At 64.1% G+C, this 19,147-nt stretch carries 22 protein-coding genes; 19 read left to right on the top strand and 3 right to left on the bottom strand.

The window, feature by feature from the left end; genetic code table 11:
* The 14 genes from FFS45_RS42655 to FFS45_RS39780 form a co-directional block, all read left to right on the top strand.
* Positions 1–326 (top strand): Flp family type IVb pilin (locus FFS45_RS42655; RefSeq protein WP_249363119.1); only part of this gene is annotated, 326 nt, incomplete at its 5' end.
* A 160-nt stretch (positions 327–486) separates the two neighbouring features.
* The gene (locus FFS45_RS39840; protein ID WP_137960096.1) at positions 487–984 is read left to right on the top strand and encodes a prepilin peptidase; all 498 of its coding nucleotides are present in this window, start codon (positions 487–489) and stop codon (positions 982–984) included.
* Positions 981–1,478 (top strand): TadE/TadG family type IV pilus assembly protein, encoded by a 498-nt coding sequence (locus tag FFS45_RS39835; protein WP_137960095.1) that lies wholly within the window; start codon positions 981–983, stop codon positions 1,476–1,478. The genes FFS45_RS39840 and FFS45_RS39835 overlap by 4 nt, the downstream gene beginning before the upstream one ends.
* A gap of 88 nt (positions 1,479–1,566) precedes the next feature.
* The gene (gene cpaB / locus FFS45_RS39830; protein WP_171029885.1) at positions 1,567–2,499 is read left to right on the top strand and encodes a Flp pilus assembly protein CpaB; all 933 of its coding nucleotides are present in this window, start codon (positions 1,567–1,569) and stop codon (positions 2,497–2,499) included.
* Between the two features lie 40 nt (positions 2,500–2,539).
* Complete coding sequence (locus FFS45_RS39825) at positions 2,540–3,979, top strand: type II and III secretion system protein family protein (RefSeq protein ID WP_137960093.1); 1,440 nt, start codon at positions 2,540–2,542, stop codon at positions 3,977–3,979.
* Positions 3,980–4,126: 147 nt separating this feature from the next.
* Positions 4,127–5,365 carry a fimbrial protein gene (locus FFS45_RS39820; RefSeq protein ID WP_137960092.1) on the top strand — a complete coding sequence of 413 codons (1,239 nt, stop codon included), beginning with the start codon at positions 4,127–4,129 and terminating at the stop codon, positions 5,363–5,365.
* 3 nt (positions 5,366–5,368) lie between these two features.
* Complete coding sequence (locus tag FFS45_RS39815; protein WP_137960091.1) at positions 5,369–6,715, top strand: CpaF family protein; 1,347 nt, start codon at positions 5,369–5,371, stop codon at positions 6,713–6,715.
* Positions 6,708–7,727: a type II secretion system F family protein gene (locus tag FFS45_RS39810; RefSeq protein ID WP_137960090.1), complete on the top strand. Its 1,020-nt coding sequence runs from the start codon at positions 6,708–6,710 to the stop codon at positions 7,725–7,727. The genes FFS45_RS39815 and FFS45_RS39810 overlap by 8 nt, the downstream gene beginning before the upstream one ends.
* Positions 7,727–8,743: a type II secretion system F family protein gene (locus FFS45_RS39805; protein WP_137960089.1), complete on the top strand. Its 1,017-nt coding sequence runs from the start codon at positions 7,727–7,729 to the stop codon at positions 8,741–8,743. Before FFS45_RS39810 ends, FFS45_RS39805 begins: the two co-directional genes overlap by 1 nt.
* A 96-nt stretch (positions 8,744–8,839) precedes the next feature.
* Positions 8,840–9,655, top strand: a complete 816-nt coding sequence (locus FFS45_RS39800; RefSeq protein WP_137960098.1) for a pilus assembly protein — start codon at positions 8,840–8,842, stop codon at positions 9,653–9,655.
* Between the two features lie 22 nt (positions 9,656–9,677).
* Entirely contained in the window at positions 9,678–10,037 is a 360-nt protein-coding gene (locus FFS45_RS39795; protein WP_137960088.1) for a DUF3613 domain-containing protein, read from the top strand.
* Between the two features lies 1 nt (position 10,038).
* Positions 10,039–11,835, top strand: a complete 1,797-nt coding sequence (locus FFS45_RS39790) for a TadG family pilus assembly protein (RefSeq protein WP_137960087.1) — start codon at positions 10,039–10,041, stop codon at positions 11,833–11,835.
* 8 nt (positions 11,836–11,843) lie between these two features.
* Positions 11,844–13,235: a sigma-54 dependent transcriptional regulator gene (locus FFS45_RS39785; protein ID WP_137960086.1), complete on the top strand. Its 1,392-nt coding sequence runs from the start codon at positions 11,844–11,846 to the stop codon at positions 13,233–13,235.
* Positions 13,236–13,282: 47 nt separating this feature from the next.
* Complete coding sequence (locus FFS45_RS39780; RefSeq protein ID WP_137960085.1) at positions 13,283–14,005, top strand: DUF2968 domain-containing protein; 723 nt, start codon at positions 13,283–13,285, stop codon at positions 14,003–14,005.
* Between the two features lie 109 nt (positions 14,006–14,114).
* On the opposite strand, the gene FFS45_RS39775 is transcribed toward FFS45_RS39780, so the two are convergent.
* Together FFS45_RS39775 and FFS45_RS39770 are read right to left on the bottom strand one after the other, a co-directional pair.
* Positions 14,115–15,329, bottom strand: coding sequence for a low temperature requirement protein A (locus FFS45_RS39775; protein ID WP_137960084.1), 1,215 nt, complete (start codon positions 15,327–15,329; stop codon positions 14,115–14,117).
* A gap of 147 nt (positions 15,330–15,476) precedes the next feature.
* Positions 15,477–15,665: a hypothetical protein gene (locus FFS45_RS39770; protein WP_137960083.1), complete on the bottom strand. Its 189-nt coding sequence runs from the start codon at positions 15,663–15,665 to the stop codon at positions 15,477–15,479.
* Positions 15,666–15,919: 254 nt separating this feature from the next.
* On the opposite strand from FFS45_RS39770, the gene FFS45_RS39765 reads away from it, so the two are divergent.
* Positions 15,920–16,147: a hypothetical protein gene (locus FFS45_RS39765; protein ID WP_137960082.1), complete on the top strand. Its 228-nt coding sequence runs from the start codon at positions 15,920–15,922 to the stop codon at positions 16,145–16,147.
* Positions 16,148–16,174: 27 nt separating this feature from the next.
* Here the strand turns inward: FFS45_RS39765 and hfq are convergent, their stop codons facing one another.
* Positions 16,175–16,639, bottom strand: coding sequence for an RNA chaperone Hfq (gene hfq / locus FFS45_RS39760; RefSeq protein WP_137960081.1), 465 nt, complete (start codon positions 16,637–16,639; stop codon positions 16,175–16,177).
* A 357-nt stretch (positions 16,640–16,996) separates the two neighbouring features.
* Here hfq and FFS45_RS42035 point away from each other — a divergent pair, with 357 nt between their 5' ends.
* The 4 genes from FFS45_RS42035 to FFS45_RS39745 all read left to right on the top strand — a co-directional run.
* Positions 16,997–17,152: a hypothetical protein gene (locus FFS45_RS42035; RefSeq protein ID WP_171029884.1), complete on the top strand. Its 156-nt coding sequence runs from the start codon at positions 16,997–16,999 to the stop codon at positions 17,150–17,152.
* Between the two features lie 24 nt (positions 17,153–17,176).
* A complete protein-coding gene (locus tag FFS45_RS39755; protein ID WP_137960080.1) occupies positions 17,177–17,695 on the top strand; it encodes a sigma-70 family RNA polymerase sigma factor in 519 nt (172 codons plus the stop codon).
* Positions 17,695–18,501 carry an anti-sigma factor gene (locus FFS45_RS39750; RefSeq protein ID WP_137960079.1) on the top strand — a complete coding sequence of 269 codons (807 nt, stop codon included), beginning with the start codon at positions 17,695–17,697 and terminating at the stop codon, positions 18,499–18,501. Before FFS45_RS39755 ends, FFS45_RS39750 begins: the two co-directional genes overlap by 1 nt.
* Before the next feature lie 228 nt (positions 18,502–18,729).
* On the top strand, positions 18,730–19,147 hold a 418-nt coding region (locus FFS45_RS39745; protein ID WP_137960078.1), incomplete at its 3' end, for a hypothetical protein.

Below are 19,147 nucleotides of genomic sequence, written 5' to 3'. Positions count from 1 at the left end.
CCCAAAAGGCGAGAATCTACGCACTCCGACACGAAGTTAACAGCAGTACCGTCCCGTCTGTTGTGCGTAAACGTCACCCCGATGCGCAGCAGCCAATTTATGCAACAACGCCGGTCATCATGAGCAGCGCAATACGAATGAATACTGAAAGTCCGAGGGCAAAAATGAAAAAGTTCACCACACGATTCCTGAGAGATAACCAAGGGGTTACGGCAATTGAGTACGCCATGATTGCCGGATTGATCGCACTCCTCCTTGTCACCAGCCTGGGTACCCTTAAGTCCGCGATAGTAACGGTTTTCACTAGCGTTGCTTCTGCTATCTAGTTCGTAAGGGTTGACGGCGGCAGCTTCTGCCATCGCATGCAGGGTCGATGTTTGCCGGTATATCGGCTGGCCCTGCATACGTCGCAAAAGCATTGCCAATAGAACCGATGCGGGTTGCGCTTGCAACCCGCAGTGGTTTATCTCGTCCGTCGAGTCCAGTATGAATATGCTCAGCGATTCTATTTTCGCCGTCTGGGCTGCGGTTGTCGCAGTGTGCGATTGCCGCAGTCGACGCGTGTCCAATGCGCTTGTCGTTGCCGGACTGGTGGCGGCGTTGGCGTGCGCCGCGCTGGAGCACGGTCCATTCGGAATTTCGCTCGCCCAGGCCGCGCTTGGCGCCCTCGTCGGCGTTTGCGCGTTATTGCCGTTCTTTGCTCTGGGCGTGATGGGCGGAGCCGACGTGAAGGTTTTCGCGGTGCTGGGTGCGTGGTGCGGCATGCATGCTCTGGTGGGCCTATGGATCGCCGCGAGCCTGATAGCGGGTTGCCATGCGATCTGGCTACTGATCTCCACTCGTACCCGGCTCGCTGCGATCGGGCGGCCTGGCGAACCGACCTTCGAATTGGGTAACAGGCGTGCGACACCATATGCGGCCTGCCTGACCGTGCCTGCCATTGCGTGGATGGGGCTGCAAGCTTTCGTTGCGGGGGGGCGATGAACCGGACTGCTTACCAACCGGCTCCGCATTCCGCCCTGCGTACCGCCCGTTTGCGCTTACGCCATGAGCGCGGCACCGCTGCGGTCGAATTTGCGATGGTGTTTCCGCTGTTTTTTGTGATCCTGTACGGCATCATCACCTACAGCGTGATCTTCGTCGCGCAACAGAATCTGACCCTGGCTGCCGAAGAGGGCGCACGCGCCGCACTCAACTATCAAACGGCAACCAGCACTGCCAACGCCCTGGCCGCGCGCTCCTCCGCTGCCTGCAGCACGGCAAAAGGTCTGGTGGCATCGTTGATCAGTTCCGCCACCTGCGTATCGAGTTCGAATCCCTGTAGCTATGACGGAACGATGGATTGCATCATTGTGACGCTCACCTACAACTACGCAGGCAGCCCGCTGGTGCCGAACCTGCCGTTGACCAATTTCGTGTTGCCTGCTTCGCTGGTGAGCAGTGCAACGGTGCAACTCAACCCGGAAAACATACTTTAATGCGCGCGTCGGTTTTCTTCTTTCCCGCTACGTACAGCCTGCCTGAGCTGCTATCGGGCAATTGCGCATCCGGACAGTCTGGCGATCGATCATGCCGAATCTGACCCGGATCCTTGCAGGCGTCCTGATTGCGCTCGCGCTGTTGCTGGGTATCTTTGCCTGGACGCTGTCGCGGCGGCCCGTGGTTCATCCGGCGGTGCCGGTGGCGCAAGCCACATTCCCCGTCGTGGTGGCCGCACGCGAGCTGCCGGCGGGCAAGCCGATCAGCGTCGACGCATTGCGCGTGCAGTCGCTGCCGATCAATCCGAACGGGGCGTTCGTAGATCCGTCGATGCTGACCGGACGCGTACCGACCTCGGACATCAGTGCGGATTCACCGGTCCTCGAGGCCCAGCTGTCGTCGGGAATCGCCGAGCGGATCGAACCGGGTGAGCGCGCGGTAGCGGTGCGAGTCGACGAAAGCAACGCAGTGGGCAACCGTCTGCGGCCGGGCAATTTCGTCGACGTGTTCTTCACGCTAAAACGTGAAAGCAATGGAGCGAGCGGAGCGGAAATCGACCGCAGCCAGGCGCGCCTGCTGATGTCGAAGGTGCGCGTGCTGGCGTTCGGTAACGCCACCCCAGGCGCCGACAACCCAGGCGATGCGAACGGCATGGTGCGTACGGCGGTACTGGCCGTACCGGTAGCGGATATCGACAGGCTGACGCTGGCTGAAGCCGCGGGACGCCTTGTGTTCGCATTGCGCAATCCGAAAGATGCCGAAGTAGTCGATCCAACTGCTTTTGCGGCGACGGAGGGCGTCTTGAAGATTGCCGCGAATGCGTCAGCCGGAGATGGCGCGCAAGCCTCGACGCGCGCCGCAGCAGGCGTGGCGCTCGATGAGCTGTCCGGCAGCGCGGGAGGAACAGTCGCGCGAGCGCAGCCGACGGCGCCGCGAGTGATTCACCCCACGACGCGGGTGGTGGCGAATGACAACATTGAAGTCATACGAGGCGGGCGTGCCGAAACGGTCGCCCGATAGGGTTCCAGGGAGCGGGCGGCTGGGCGCGTCCAAAAACAATATGAAAAAACGGATTTATGCATGGGGGATCGCGGTGTGGCTCTGCGGGGCGTCGCTTGTCGTTTCGCCGGCCAGTAACGCGACAGATGGCGCGCAGACGGTCGACATAACAGTGGGCTCGCAGCAGTCGCTGGCGCTCGGCCATAGTTTGCAGCGGGTTGCGGTTGGCGACCCGACGGTCGCCGACGTACTGATTATCCGCGGCGATAAGCGTGGAGGTGTGCTGCTGATCGGAAAGTCGCCGGGCACCACCAACCTGATGTTGTGGGAGCGTAACCGCGACACACCGATGTCTTACACGGTCAACGTGACGGGCGCGGCGTCGGGTGCGCTGCTGGGGCCGGGTACACCTACCGTGAAGACGGCGGGGGATACCGCCTACATTTCCGGCTCGGCTGCATCAATGGAGCAGCACCAGCAGGCCGTTGCCGTAGCGGAAGCCGAGGCGCGCGCCCGTGCGGCGGCGCAAGGCAGCGGTTTGAATGGCGGCGCTGATGGCGGCAAGGGCGGCGGCGCCGGTAAGGGCGGTGGCGGGGCTGCGGCGGCTGGTGGAGGCGCGAATGTAGTGGATGCCTCGACGGTCGCGACGCGCTCGGTCGTGCAGGTCGACGTGCGGGTGGTGGAGTTCAGCCGGACAGTGCTCAAGCAGATTGGGCTGAACATCCTGAAGCAGAACAACGGTTTCTCGTTCGGCTCGTTTGCCCCTTCGGCGTTGACCTCCGCGACTTATGGCCAGTCACCGGTATTCAATTCGACCGCGCCGATCTCGTCGGCTTTCAATCTGGTGTTCAACTCCGCGACGCGGGGGCTGGCAGCGGACCTGAGCCTGATGGAGAGCAACAACCTCGCGCGGGTACTGGCAGAGCCGACGCTAGTTGCCCTGTCGGGCCAGAGCGCGAGCTTCCTGGCCGGCGGCGAGATTCCGGTGCCGGTCCCGCAGGCGCTCGGCACGGTGTCGATCGAATATAAGCCGTATGGCGTCGGTCTGACGCTGACGCCGACCGTACTGAGCCCCGAGCGGATCGCCTTGAAGGTGGCGCCCGAAGCGAGCGAGCTGGACTTTACGAATGCGATCACGATCAATGGCATTTCAGTGCCGGCCATCACCACCCGGCGGGCCGACACCACGGTTGAACTGGGCGACGGCGAGAGTTTCCTGATTGGCGGCCTGATCGACCGCGAGACGATTTCGAATGTGTCGAAGGTGCCGTTGCTCGGCGACTTGCCAATCATCGGCGCCTTCTTCAAGCAGGTGAGCTACTCGCAGAACGACAAGGAACTGGTCATCATCGTGACCCCGCATCTGGTCTCACCCATCGCCAAGGGCGCGGCGCTGCCGACAACGCCGGGTGAGCAGTCGGAGCAGCGAGACGGCGCGGTATGGCGTTCGGTGCTTGGTGGAGTCCTATCGCCGGATGCGGCGCCGGGATTTTCGAAGTGAACGTGGTCTGCAGCGCAGTGCGGACGGTATCGCACTGCGCTGCGCACCGGGAGGGCGGTCAGGACGGCGCATCGGCGCAAGTCACCCGCAGCAGTACGCAGTACGAATCGGCGGCCCTGTAGTTTCGACCGCAAAAGGATGTCCAATATGAACGCGAGAACGCATTCATTGACTGAACGGGTGATCACTGACTATTTCGTGTTCGCGTCGCTGGCTGACGAGCACGTCCAATGGCTGGCCGATACGCTGGTGGCAGCGGGCGCAGTCGAACAGGTGTCGCTCGATCCGTCGATGCTGACTCAGCGCATCGCGGCGCTCAACCCGTCGCTGGTGTTTGTCGATTTTTCGGGCGGCCGTGCCGCCGCGGCCAGTGCGGCCACGAGTGCGGCACGGGCTGCCTATCCGGGTCTGCAGATTGTCGCAGTGGGCTCGATCGGCGAGCCGGAGAGTGCGCTTGCCGCCCTGCGGGTGGGTGTGCGCGATTTCATCGATCTCTCTGCGCCGGCGGAAGATGCGCTACGCATTACACGCCAGGTAATCGACAATATGGTCGAGCCGGTCAGCCGGCACGGCCATGTGACCGTGCTGCTCGGTGCGCGGGTGGGCATGGGCGTGAGCACGCTGGCCGCCAACCTGTCGGCCATGTTGCACCGGCGCGACGCCGCGCAAGGGCGGCAGACCGCGCTGTTCGATCTCGGCCTGCCGGCGGGTGACGGCTCCCTGTTGCTCAATACCCGCAGCGAATTCAACTTCGTCGAAGCCGTGCGCAATCTGCGCCGCTTCGATCAGACCTTCGTCCATACCGCACTATCGCATCATTCGAGTGGTCTCGCACTCACTTCGCTGCCGGCGAATCTGGCCGATATGCGCGAGGTATCGTATTCGAGCTCGATTAGCCTGCTGAACCGGCTGCGCGCGTTCTTCGACCAGCAGATCATCGACCTGGGCGGTTTTACCAACAGCGAATTCATCGCGCACGTGGTGCAGGCCGCGGACGAAACCTGGCTGCTTTGCGACCAGGGCGTGGCGTCGATCGTTTCGGCCGTCGGTGTGCTCGACGCATTGCGGGAAGAGGGCGTGGACGTCAGCCAGGTGCGCTTGCTCGTCAACAAGTTCGATCCGGATCTGGGCCTCACCGCGAGCCAGATCGCCCAGCGCCTGGACATCCCCTTGCTCGGCACGCTGCCTGAGCGGCGCGTGCCGCTCGGACAGGCGGTCAATCAGGGACAACTGCTGATCGACGCGGCTGCGCGCGACCCGTATGCACGCGCGCTCGAACCGCTCGTCGAGCGGCTCGGCGGAGCGGCAACGGCAGCGCAGGCGTGCGGCAAATCCGCGCTCGGTGCGCTCAAGCGCTTCATTCCAACCTCCACCAAGCGGTCATAGACGATGGCTAAAGACATCGAATTTGCCGACGACTCGCCTTCGTTCGCGCATAGCCAGCAGTTCCAGGACATCAAGAACGCGGCGCATGAACATCTGCTTACGCGCATCGAGGAACTGGGCGCGGAGTTCGGCCGCTGGTCGCGTAACGCGATCAATCAGTTCGTCGACCTGGAAATGGACAGCTTCGTGCGGCTGCGCCGGATTCCGATCAACGAGAGCGAGGTGCGGCTGATCGCCGAGGCGTTGACCAAGGAACTGGCGGGCTTCGGTCCGATCGAGGATCTGCTCAACGATGCCGCGGTCGAAGACATCCTGATCAACGGCTACAACGACGTCTATGTATCGCGCCACGGCATCCTGACGAAGATTCCCGTGCGCTTTGCCGATAACGCCCACCTGCTGCGGATCGTGCGGCGCATTCTGGCGCCGATCGGCCGGCGGCTGGACGAATCGAATCCGATGGTCGATGCGCGGCTGCCGAACGGCGGGCGCGTGAACGTCGTGATCGAGCCGCTCTCGATCGACGGGCCGATCGTCTCGATCCGCAAGTTTCGCAAAGATCCGTTGCGTCCCGACGACCTGCTCGGCAACGGCACCTACAGCCCGGAAATCGGCGCGCTGCTCGAAGCGGCGGTGGCCGCGCGCTGCAACGTGCTGGTATCGGGCGGCACGAGTTCGGGCAAGACTTCGCTGCTGAACGCGTTGGCGTTTCACATTCCCGAAGCCGAGCGGGTTGTGACCATCGAAGACACGGCTGAACTGTCCTTGAACCACCCGCATGTGGTGCGGCTCGAAAGCCGCCCGGGTGGCTTCGACGGCGCCGGGGTGGTGACGATTCGCGACCTGCTGCGCAATACCTTGCGGATGCGCCCGGACCGCATCATCGTCGGCGAAGTGCGTGGCGGCGAGGTGCTCGAAATGCTGCAGGCGATGAACACCGGCCATGACGGCTCGATGGGCACGGTGCACGCCAGCTCTCCGCGCGAGTGTCTGTACCGGCTGGAAATGCTGGCGGGTTTTGCGGGTTTCCAGGGCACCGAGTCGAGCCTGCGGCGGCAGATCGCCAATGCGATCGACTTCATTGTGCAGATTGGCCGGCTGTCGAACGGGCGCCGGCGCATTCTTTCCGTCACGGAAGTGACCGGCCTGTCCGACAACATTATTGCGACCCAGGAGCTGTATCGCTACGAACCCGTGACGGCGCACGACGGCGAAGAACTCGACCAGTGGGTCTCGCTTGGCATTCATCCGCATTCACCGAAGCTTGCGCGCTTCAGGCAGGCGCTCGGCGGCGCGCAGGAGCAGCAGCACGGGCGCTTCAGCGGTTTCGGCGGTGGCTTCAATGTCTAGCGGCATCGTGCTCATCGTGGCGCTTGCGCTTCTGTGCGCGGCCGGCGCGCTGCTGTTGTTGCGGCGCGGGGCGCAACGCGAGGAGCAGGCGAGCACGGAGCGCTTCATTGACAGCCGCATGGCGCCGGTGGTTGCAGGCGCGGCGGGTGTGGGCGGCGCTGCCCGCGCCGCGCCGTTGCGCCCGCAGGGGCTCGCCCATGGCGGCGTGGCGCCGCATGCTCCCGAGGCGGGTGCCGATGCGCGCACGCAATGGGCCTATCTGAGGGCGCGGATCGGTTTTCTCATCGACAACACAATGAGCCGTGCGGGCATTTCGCGTGCGCGTACGCCCATCATAATCATTGCCGTGGTCGCGGTCTGGTTGTGTCTTTGGGCTGCCCGCGAGGGCGGTTGGCTGGCTGCCGTCGTTACCCTGATGGCTTGCCTGTGCTTCGTTGCGTTCGTGATCTCGGTGCGGACCCAGACGCGTCGCCTCGCGATTGTGCGGCAACTGCCGTCGTTCCTCGACGGCATTGTGCGTCTCATCACCTTGGGCAACAGCGTGCCTGCTGCGTTTCAGGGCGCAATGCAGACCGCCGAAGGGCCGTTGCGCGAGTGCCTCGATTACGTCTCGCGGATGTTGCGCACCGGCGTCGAGATTGACCGCGCGCTATCGCAAGCCGCGGTGCTGTATGGCGCCCGCGAGCTCGAACTGGTCGGCGCCGTGTTGCGCCTATCGGTGAAATACGGTGGCCGAGCGGATGTGATGCTCGACCGCATGGCCTCGTTCATGCGCGATCTCGAACAGGCCGAGCGCGAACTGTCCGCGATGTCGGCGGAGACGCGCCTCTCGGCCTGGATTCTTGCGTTGATGCCGATCGGCATCGGTGGCTTCCTGATGCTGACCAATCCACGCTATTTCGGCGCGATGTGGTTCGACCCGACTGGACGCCAACTGGTGTACCTCGCGTTTGGGCTGCAAATCGGCGGCGCCTTTTTGCTCTATCGCTTGACGCGGTTGCGGGGGACCTGATGCGCGCAGATCTTGTTGCGGCACTTGCCTTGGCGCTTGCCGCGCTGGCGCTGCTATTGCTGGCAGCGCTGGTGCTCGCGAAACTCGCGGCGACGCGGCGCAGCGAGCGGACGCTGGTGCACGCGCTCGATGAACGTGCCCAGCAGAACGCGGCCCTTGCCTCCGCCAGCGGCACGGCCCGGCGTAGCGACGCGGTTGCGAATACGGAAGATAAGGCTGCGAAGGTCGCCCGTTCCACCGGACTGAAAGCGTTGATGGAGCGCGTCGCACACACGGGTATTCGCTGGCTCGATACGCCGCTTGGGCGGCAGCTGGTTGCGCTCGAAGACCGGCGCATGCTGGAGCAATGTGGGTTCATCGACACGCGGGCACGTGGACTGTTTCTGATTGCCCGACTCGGTTGTGCGGCCTGTCTGCCGCTGCTGGCCGGTACGCTCGCTGGCGGCCGACTGGACGGCCAGCAGTATTTCGCTTTGCTGATCTGTGCATTGATGGCCGGCTTCATGCTGCCGAAATTTCTAATTCAGAGGCGCGCCGCTGCGCGCCGCCGCGGCGTGATCGACGAGTTGCCGATGCTGGTGGACCTGCTGCGCCTGCTGCAAGGGGTTGGCTTGTCCATCGACCAAAGTCTGCAGGTCATGGTGAGCGACTTCCGCGGTGTGCTGCCGGTGCTGTCCGGCGAACTGGAGATCGCCCAGCGCCAGTTCGCGACGGGCCGCACGCGCGAACAGTCGCTGCAGCGCCTCGCCACCAGCTACGGCAACGAAGACTTGCGTGCAATCGTGCGCCTGCTGGTGCAGGTGGATCGCCACGGCGGCGCGGTGCAGGAACCTTTGAAGCAATTCGGCGACCGGCTGCGCGAAACGCGCCGCGCAATGCTGCGCGAGCGGATAGGGCGTCTCGCGGTGAAGATGACGGGGGTGATGATCATGACGCTGCTGCCGGCGCTCCTGATCGTGACCGCTGGGCCGGGTGTTCTATCCGTCACCCATTCGCTCAGCCTTGCCAAACGGTAGGCAACGGTAATGACTTACGACGTGAACTCAAATCTCCTTGCCCAGTGCCTGTTGGTTACTGGGAGAACGGCGCCAGCCGCGCCGCGCGTGCGCTTCATGCGGTTTGTCCACCTTGGGCAACGCACGGCGGCGATCCTGGCGCTCGCACTGCTCACCGCCTGCGCATCGAAGCTGTCGGGCTATGGAGTCGGCCCGCAGGCCGAACGAGAGGCCGAGATCCAGCAGGCGACTCGCGATCCCGCGCCGGACACGCCGGCCATGTATCTTGACCTGATCGGCCGGATGCAGGCGCAGGGCTTGTACTACGCGTCGCTCGCACACATCGACGCATTCGAAAAGCAATACGGCGCACAGCCCGACACGATCCTGATGCGCGCGGACGCCCTGCGCATGACCGATCAGCCTGTGGCGGCGGCAGACGCTTACGCGAAATTGCTGCAGACGCCGCTGGCGGCGCGCGGCTACCGCGGGCTCGGCCTGATTGCTGGTGCGGCAGGCGACTTTGGCGGCGCCGCACAGCAATTGCAGGAAGCGGCCCGACTCGCGCCGACCGACCCGTTGACCCTGTCGGATCTGGGCTATGCGAGGCTGCGCGAAGGCGACATCAACGGCGCGCGCGTGCCGCTCATGAAGGCTGCCCAACTCGATCAGAGCAATCAGAAGATCGTCAGCAACGTCGCCCTTTATCTGCTGGCCAATGGCGACGAGACGCACGCAGTGGCATTGATGGATCAGCAGAAGTTCAGCCTGGACGTGCGCACGGCGATTCGCCGCGATGCGGCCAAGGTAGCCGCTGCCGGGCGAGCGCAACAACGCGCGGTGCAATCGGAACAGGACGCCCGGGCCGCGCCGGTAGCAAGCGCGCAGGGTATCGAACCGGCGCCGCGATTGCTGCAGCGGTTCTCACAATAACGGGCGGCAGAAGGGGGCGAACATGACGAATCAGCAAAAAAATCGAGGAAACCGGCGCTTCGCAAGCCAGACGTTCGCGGTGGCGCTGGTGGCGGGCGCGGTGTTGGCGGCCGGCGGCACGAGCGCGGCTCACGCGCAGGCAGAAGCCACCCAACGGCCCGTGCCCAACAGCGAGATCGACCACGCGACCAGCCAATGGCTCGCGCTTCAGCGCAGCAACACGGCCGCCGCACCCGAGCGGCCGATGCTCGGAGCCGAAGCGAACCTTGCGTACAAGCGCTATCTGGATTCGTTCAACTCGAAGATTCCGGATTTCTATGGTTCATCGATTGGTCAAGCGACCAGCGGCGGTTCATCCGGCGGCCTCGGAACCCAGAACTGATATGTCGGTCTCCGAACCATCTCCCTCTGCGATCCAGCGCCTTGCGCGCCGCGGTCGCCGCTTGAGCCGCGTACCATTGCGCCGACAGCGCGGCGTGAGCACGGTGATGGCGGTGCTTTGCCTCGGGCTGGCCGTGGCTGCACTCGGGGCGATCGATATCGGCAACCTCTACTTCGCGCGCCGGGAAATGCAGCGCACCGCCGATCTGGCAGCGTCGGCGGGGGCGCAGACCATCAGCAATGGCGGCGGCTGTGCGTCGGCGACCCAATCTGCACAGAACAACGCGTTGAGCGGCAACGGTCTGCCGAGTAGCGGCACGGTGACGGTAGTGTGCGGGCGCTGGGATCCTTCGGCTAACGCGGGCCAGTCCTATTTCTCGACTAGCGGCGCTCCGTTGAATGCGGTTCAGGTGACGGTCAGCGAGACAGTACCTTACTTTTTTATGGGCCCGGCACGTGTGATCCAGGCGGTAGGTACCGCCGAAGCCACCAACATTCGATCATTCTCGCTGACCACGTCGGTGGCGACCCTCTCGGGAGGGCTTATCAACGGCCTGTTGAATGGTCTGTTCGGCAGCAGCCTGAATCTGAGCGTGTTGTCATATCAGGGGCTGGCAACCACCCAGATCAAGTTGGGCGATCTGGCAACTGCGATCGGCGCCGGGTCGATGAGCCAATTGCTGTCCACGAATATTTCAGTGAAGAACCTCGTCTCCGCGATGATCACCGCCGCGAGCAAGAGTACGACCTTGGGCGTCACCGCGATTACCGATCTTGGCACGATTGAAGCTGCGATCCCGGGCGGCCTGAACGTCGCACTCGGCAATACCTCAACCACCAACGGTTTGCTGGCGGTGGCGCTTGACGATCCGCAGGCAGCGGCCAATGCGACTATCAGCTTGCTCGATGCGTTGCTGGTTGCGGCCGAAATTGCCCAGGGGCAGACCGCCATCAATCTCGGCACCTCACTCAATCTGAGCCCATTGGCCAGCGTGACGGCGCAGGCGAAGATTATCCAGCCACCGGTCATCGCGGTGGGCGAAGCCGGGCAATACCCCAACGGCACGTGGCGCACGAGCGCGCATTCGGCGCAGGTGCAGATCTATCTTAACGTGAGCCTGGTCAGTCAGAGCCTGAATTTGACTTACCTTGGGCTTCCCCAACTTGTCAACATCAGCCTGTTGAGTCTACCGATCTATATCGAGGCGGGTGACGGGACAGCCTATTTGCAAAGCACTCAATGCACGACACAACAGACCACTAGCCAGAGCACGATCGTCGCGACCACCGGTATCGCGGCGCTGTGCATCGGCGGGGATGCGTCCAGTAACTTTACGAACACCACCGTGCCAACCACCTGCAACCAGCCGGCGCAATTGACGACCGTGAGCGCATTGGGATACTCGCTTATCAATGTATCGGTCGGCACCACATCGCCGTCGTCTGGCCTGAATCTCAGCCTCCAGGCGGCCTCGACTTCTATGGTGTTCAACGGTGTACCCAATAGCAGCACCGCGTATCAGTCCACCAATACCAACGGCGTCGGCTCCGCAACCGCCAGTTTGTTGACTCAGCTGGCGAGCTCCATGTCTACCTCGATCCATGCGAGCGTCGCCGGCCTCGATGTCACCGCGCTGGTGGCGCCTCTGCTCAGCGCGATTGTTACCCTGTTAAGCCCGATCCTGAGCTCCCTCGACGCGCTCCTCATCCCTCTATTGCAACTGCTGGGTGTCCAGATCGGCGTGAGCACGGTCCACGACCTCGGACTCGCCTGCGGTCAGGCCCAACTGGTTTACTGATTCTTCCAATGAGAACCACCGCCAAAATCGACGAACTCGATATCTACGTCTGGGAAGGCAAGGCCGACATCGTCGACCGGGTCGCGCGCTGCATGGCGAGCTTCGACGTCGAGGTGATCCGCGCCGACGACATCGCCATCTCCCCCGAACGCACGGCGCTGCGGCCGTCGCTCGCCATCATCAGCGTCTCGGTGATCGACAGCGGCGCGCTGATCCTGCGCGACTGGCAAGCCGCTCACGGCATGCCGGTGGTGTGGGTCGGCGCCGCGCCGCGCGACCACGACCCGGCCATGTATCCGTCCGAGTACTCGCATATCCTGCCGCTCGACTTCACCTGCGCCGAACTGCGCGGCATGGTCACCAAGCTGGTCCTGCAGTTGCGCGCCCACACGGCGCAGACGCTCGAATCGAGCGCGCTGGTCGCCAACTCCGAATGCATGCAGGCGCTGCTGCACGAAGTCGACACCTTCGCCGACTGCGATACCAGCGTGCTGGTGCATGGCGAGACGGGCGTCGGCAAGGAGCGCATCGCCCAACTGCTGCACGAGAAGCACCGCCGCTATGGCCAGGGGCCGTTCGTGCCGGTGAACTGCGGAGCGATTCCCGACGGCCTGTTCGAGTCGCTTTTCTTCGGCCATTCCAAAGGCTCGTTTACCGGCGCGGTGGTGGCCCACAAGGGCTACTTCGAGCAGGCCGACGGCGGCACGCTGTTCCTCGACGAAATCGGCGACCTGCCGCTTTACCAGCAGGTGAAACTGCTGCGTGTGCTGGAGGACAGCGCGGTCACCCGAATCGGTTCGGCTACGCCGGTCAAGCTCGACTTTCGCCTCGTCGCCGCAACCAACAAGCACTTGCCGCAGCTCGTCAAGGACGGCACGTTTCGCGCCGATCTTTACTACCGGCTTGCAGTAATCGAATTGAAAATTCCCTCGCTCGAAGAGCGCGGCGCGGTCGACAAGATCGCCATCTTCAAGGCCTTCATCGCGTCGGTGGTCGGCGCGGAACGTCTCGCCACCTTGCCTGACATTCCATACTGGCTGGCCGACGCCGTGGCGGACACCTATTTCCCCGGCAACGTGCGCGAACTGCGCAATCTCGCCGAGCGGATTGGCGTGACCGTGAGGCAGATCGGCGCGTGGGATGCGGCGCGTTTGCATCGCCTGCTGGCGCTCGCGCGCAGCAATCAGCCGGTGCCCGCCGAGAGCGCCGCGGAGGTGCTGGTGGACCGCAGCAAATGGGACATGGCGGAGCGCAGCCGCGTGCTTGCCGCGCTCGAAGCAAACGGTTGGCGCCGCCAGGATACAGCGGGTACATTAGGCATCAGCCGCAAGGTGTTATGGGAGAAAATGCGTAAGTACCAAATTTTCGACGAGGAGCCCGAAACTCGCGAAAGTGAGTAATAATGAGACGGATGTACTAAAACAAATACTGTTCAAGCAGGATTTACATGGACCACAAGTCGAAACTTCGACAGATTGCCTTGGGCGCTCTCATGGCGCTCGGCACCATGCAGGGCGTTTATGCGCAGGCTCTGCCGGATAACGGGGCAAGCGCGGCAGTTGTTTCCGAGCCAGGCACCACCACTGCCTTGCCCGCGACGACGCAGAGTCAGCCAGGACAGACGACGGCGCTGACGCCGGACGAGGCGAAGCAGTCCGCCGCCGGGAACGTCGCAGAACTGCAACAGATGATCCGGGGTTCGGATCTGACGGAACTGCGTACCACGTACAACGGCACCTACGGCGCGAGCATGCTGTTCTACGGCAAGGAGATGACGTATTACGTCGCGCTGTTCCAGCAGAAGACTTTCTGGCGGGTCATCAAGACCGAGGACGAAACGCGCGCCGAGATGATCTACAAGGACTTTGTCCGTCAGACGCTGCAGTTGTCGGACGTCGAGATCCGTCGCACCCGGCTTGAAGCGCAAAAGGCCTTCACAGAACGGATGATCGCGTTGTCGCAGGACCGCGCCAACCGTCTGCAGGCCGACCTCGACGTTGCGCATCAGCAACAGAGCATCGTGAACAGCCAGCAGGCGCAGACGCGTGCGGAAGCCACGGCGCTTGCGCAGCAGAAGACTGCCGCTCAGGCCCAGTTGCGCGAAGCGCAGCGTCAGGTGCAGGAGTTGCAGCGCCAGCTGGATAGCGGCCTGCCGACCAACGCACATTAAGTGCAGCCGGCGCGCGGGACCGGCGCCATTTGCGATACATAACATGACCTCGCCCGGTTCGCCGCGCGGGGTTGTGTTGTTTTCCACAGGGGCATATCGGCGGCCTCAGCTATTGCGCGCCGAGCGGTTCCTCTTCTATCTCTTCGGCTTGCGCCGAGCGGCGGCGCGAGACGCTCTCCCAGATGGCTACCACGATCATCACAGCGGTGGTGAGGCCGCCGGTCATCAGCAGATCGGTATGGAGCGCGAACGGCGCAATCAGCGCGAGCAGCGCCAGTCCGGCCCAGTGCGACAGCGGAAACCAGCCGTATACGACACGCTTGTAGAGGCCGTTACCCGCGATGTAGATGGCCGGTCCGCCGAGTAGCAGCCATGCGGTCGGCCAGTCGATGCGTTGCGGTGGATGCAGGATCACGAGGTCGTCGGCGGCGGCCGAGACGATCACGCCGGCAATCAGGATCACGTGCACGTAGTGGAAGTACGCCGCCATCAAACCCGGCTCGGACGAGCGTTCGATGGCACGGCTGCCGGCGCTGCTGCTGGTGTCGAAATAGACCCACCACATTGCCACGCTGCCGGCAAAACACACCAGAAAAGCGATAATGGACGGCGCGCTCCACGTCCCGAGATCCGAGAGCGTGCCGCCGGTGACGAGCACCGATTCGCCGAGCGCGAGAATCACAAACGCCTGGCAGCGCTCGGCAATGTGGCCGCCGGCGGTGGTGCGCCAGTCGGCGCCGCTCGAGCGGCCGAGCCCGGGCAGGGGAAAGCCGAACATCGGCGAGAGATATTCGCACAGCACCGCCGCGCTCCAGCATGCAAGACGCGGCAGGCCGTCCAGCACGCCGCCCACGATCCATAACACGCCCGAGATCGTCAGCCATCCACAGATGCGCCGGAAGTTGGCGGTAAGCGCATGATGGCGACCCAGAAACGCGAGCACGACGAGACTGCGACCCACCTGGATCGCCACGTAACTGATCGCGAACACGAGGCCGCGCTCGCCGTACGCGAGCGGCAGGCTTGCAGCCATCACCATGCCGGTCAGCATCACCGCGAACAGCAACAGGCGCACCTGGATCCTGTCCGGGTCGAACCAGTTGGTGACCCAGCAGGTGTACTGCCAGCCGAGCCACACCGCAAACCAGAGCACCAGCGTTTCGAGCGCGCCGTACGCGCTCAGGTTATGCATCAGGCGGTGCGAAAGCTGCGTGACGGCAAACGCGTAGATCAGGTCGAAGAACAACTCGACATTGGTGACGCGGGCTTCGCGCCCGTCGCGTTCGCGCAGAAAGCGCGCGGGGGTAGCGTTGTCGCTGGGCATGCTGTCGTTCCTTCCTGGCGGGAGCGGGCAGAGGTTTGGCGCGATGCGGGGCACAGGTTCGCCGCGCAACACGCCGTACGATCGGGCGCGCGGCGCGACGCCGCGCTGTGTTGGCTTGCCGCGCGGCGGGCTGCTCAGGTGCTGCGGCTAATCGTGCTTCTTTTCTTTGGCGGGCGCGTGCGGTTTGCCGGGATGATGCGGCTGCTCGGCCGGATCCACGGCAATCGGGTCGCTGGCGGGGAAGGTTTCGTCTAGCGCCTCGTCGAGCCGGTCTTCGTCCTTTTCAACGGGGGACGGCGCATGGTGCGGCGGCGCGCTGTGCTTCGGCTTGGACATGTCCTGCTCCACATGGGATATCGAGCAGTCAGGATAGCGCAATCCCACGGCCGCAGACCACCTGGCCATTTGGCCGAGGGCCTGTGAAGCGCGCTCGGGACAGCATCCGCTCAGGTCCGGATTCGCGCCGCGCGAAGCCACATGACGCCACAAAAATCCTTGAAATTGCAGGGTGGTGGCTCGTCTTGGGTGTGTCGCGGGAGACGGCCGGCACCGGTCGCATCCGGGCGGCGCACAGACAAGGTGGCGCAGCTATGGAATCGAAAGGGTCGCAGCAGGCGCAACGCTTTAACGCGTCACACGTCGTGGAGGCGGAACTGGAACACCTTGACTGGGCGACGCGCCAACCCATGGTGCGCATGCTGAACGCCGGCTACTGGCGCCGCCGTGTGCTGGCGATCAAATGCAGGTATGAACTGACGCACCAGCAGGGGGTGCGCATCGAGCAGATCCTGCAGCGGCTGGGCGATCCGGTGGATTAACGGATTGGTCCGCCGCCGCTCGCTGGCTTATTCGTTGCCGCTGCCGCCGTTGCCATTACCGTCGCCATTGCCGGTGCCGAACAGGCGGCGCCGGCGCGTGACGACCACCGGACCATCCGACGGTGCGCGCTCAGGCGAGGGCGAGCGTTCAGCCGACGGCGCGGCGCCGTACGATTCGCGCGGTTCCCGCGGCTCGCGGTGCTCGCGGGGTTCACGCGAACCGTGCGGCCCACGCGTGGTGTGTTCGCCGTGCGACGGCCGTCCGGCGCGCGGCGCGGGACGCGTACCGGTATCGAGCTGGATGGTCGAGATGGCGCGCTTGTAGATGCCTTGCAAGCCGACCGGCGTGCGCAGCATCACCAGATACTGATCGAACGACTCAATGCACCCTGTCAGGCGAATGCCATTGACAAGATAAATTTCGACGCGCTTTCGTTCTTTGCGCGCTGCGTTCATGAAGTCGTTTTGCGGATGCGATTCTGCGGATGCCATGGACAAGTCAGGTAAGAAGGACAGTTGCTCGCCGCGATTCTACCCTTTTCAGGGGAAAGCGCGTGGCGTGAGCGATCTGCGTCCACTATAACGGCTTGCGCGCCGAGAAGCATCCGATAACTGGCCCTCGTAACTTTGCGTTACGAATCTGGCGAGAGTCTGGCTGGCAAAGGCTGGCCGGTCGCAGACCATGGCCGGCGGGAGCGGAAGTGGCGGCCGCGGGCCGATCTGTGTAAGCGGACGGAATAAATAGCCGCTCCGGCTCGTTAACCTGGCATGGCGGCGCATGTGATCGGCGTATCTCGTATCCAGAGATCCGGCACATCCGCGAGGCCAGGCGTCATGAGGAGACGGCAAATGAAACCTTCCCACCTGTTTTCGACTGTGTGCGTGCTCGTGGCGCTCGCGCTGGCCTCGCTCGGTGCGGTCGGCTGCAGTTCGCCCGGCAATTCGGGTTCGTCCGGCACTAGCAGCAACGGCAGCAGTTCGAACGGCAGCGCCGGTGGCTACTGACCGTCCGCGCGCGCCGCTCGCCGCGTGAAATTCGAAGCGGAAGTGATTGCGTGGCTCCCGCAGTTGCGCCGCTATGCGCGCGCGCTGACGGGCGATCCGGCGTGGGCCGACGATCTGGTGCAGGACACCGCGGAGCGTGCGCTGGCGCGCTGGGCTGCATTCCGCCCGAATAGCAATCTGCGCGCATGGCTGCTGACAATCCTGCGTCATCTGTACATCGATCAGATGCGCGTACGGCGCGAAATCCCCGTCGATGATGAAAGCGCACCCTGGCACACTCTGGAGGCGCCGCATGGCGAAGTCGACGGACTGGTGCTGCGCGACTTGCAGCGTGCGCTCTACTGCCTGCCGCTCGAACAGCGCGAGGTGCTGCTGCTGGTCTGCGTCGAGGAGTTGACGTATCAGGAGGCGTCGCTCGCGCTCGACGTGCCGCTCGGCACGGTCATGTCGCGCCTGTCGCGCGCCCGCGAGCACATGCGCGTGCTGCTGACCGAGGGTCCGACGCGCCAGCCCGCGCTGCTCAAGGTAGTGAGAAATCCGTGATGAGCCACGACGACCACGATCCCGTCCTGCCTGATTCGCTCAATCCGTCGGACTTGCGCGCGTTGTCGGCGTTCATCGACGGCGAGTTGCCGGATGGGACGCGTGCCGCCGTGCTCGAACATCTTGAACGCGATCCACAGGCGGCTGCGCGGGTTGCGGCCTGGCGTGCGCAGAAAGCGGGTTTGCAGGCCTTGTGCGCGGCGCCGCTTCACAATGAGCCGTCCTTCATCGTGCTGCGCGCGGCGCCGCCCTGGTGGCGGCGCGCCGCGCTCGCGGCATGCTGGCTGGCCGCCGGTGCCGGCCTCGCACTGGCGCTCGGGCCGCTCGCGTCGCGGCTGCCGGGCGCCGCCAATGGCAACGACCCGATGAGCTTCGCCCAGCGCGCCGACGTCGCCTATGCCGTCTATACCCCCGAGCAGCGCCATCCGGTCGAGGTGGCGGCGAGCCAGGAAGAACATCTGATCAATTGGCTATCGAAGCGGCTTAACCGGCCGCTCTCCGTGCCGTCTCTGCAGGAGTACGGTTATTCGCTGGTGGGTGGGCGGCTGCTGCCGGACGAAGCGGGACCGGCGGCGCAGTTCATGTACGAGAACCAGGCCGGCGCGCGCCTCACGCTGTACGTGACCGGCATTGCGCGCGACGAGACCGCGTTTCGCCTGTTTCGCGACGGCAACCGGCGCACCTTCTACTGGGTCAACGATCACATGGGCTACGCGCTGTCCGGACCGATTTCGGAGAGCAAGCTGCGTTCGATCGCGCTCGACGTCTGCAGCGCGCTGGGCGGCAAGCCGCAGTTGTGGGAATAGGCTGCGCGAGCGAGGTGCGCTGAAACATGATGTAACGCAGAGCGGCCGGGTTTGTCCTGCTCCATCGGAATAGCCATCCACTGTGCATCGTTTACTCAATGCAGGCTCACGCTAGTGCCGCTTCGCGCAGGCGGCCACGTGGACGGATGCGAGGCAAAGCGACGAGGTCTTCACGGTGCCGGCCGCGGGTGCGGCTGCTACGCCGGAGCGTCGGGGCAAGGCAACATCATGCGTAATATCAAGGCAGGTTGTGCAGCGCTATGTGTGTGTATGGCGTGCGCGGCGCCGGTGGCCGCGCAGTCCACCGTGGACGGTGCGCCTTATGCGGCGCCGCCGTGCCGCACGGTCGTGGGTCAGGCCGAGATCGACGGCGCGATGCAGCAGATCACGGGGCTGGCGTGCCAGCAGCCTGACGGTAGCTGGCAGATCGTGGAAGGCGGTGATACTGCCGTGGCGCTATATCCGGCTCCCCTGTATCCGTACTACGATCCATGGTATTGGGGCGGCGTGGTGGCGGTCGGGTTCGGTGGGCCGTTTATTTTCATCGACCACTTTCATCACCGTTATCCGCTCGGCCAGGTTCATTTCAGCCGCACCGCGTTCTACGGTGTGCGAACCCGCTCCGGCGGCTGGCATGGCTCGGGTG

It is taken from the genome of Burkholderia sp. 4M9327F10 (genome assembly GCF_005503145.1).
Taxonomy (GTDB): Bacteria; Pseudomonadota; Gammaproteobacteria; order Burkholderiales; family Burkholderiaceae; genus Paraburkholderia.
Note: the sequence above shows the minus strand (reverse complement) of the source record. Positions and strands in the feature narration are given on the sequence as shown.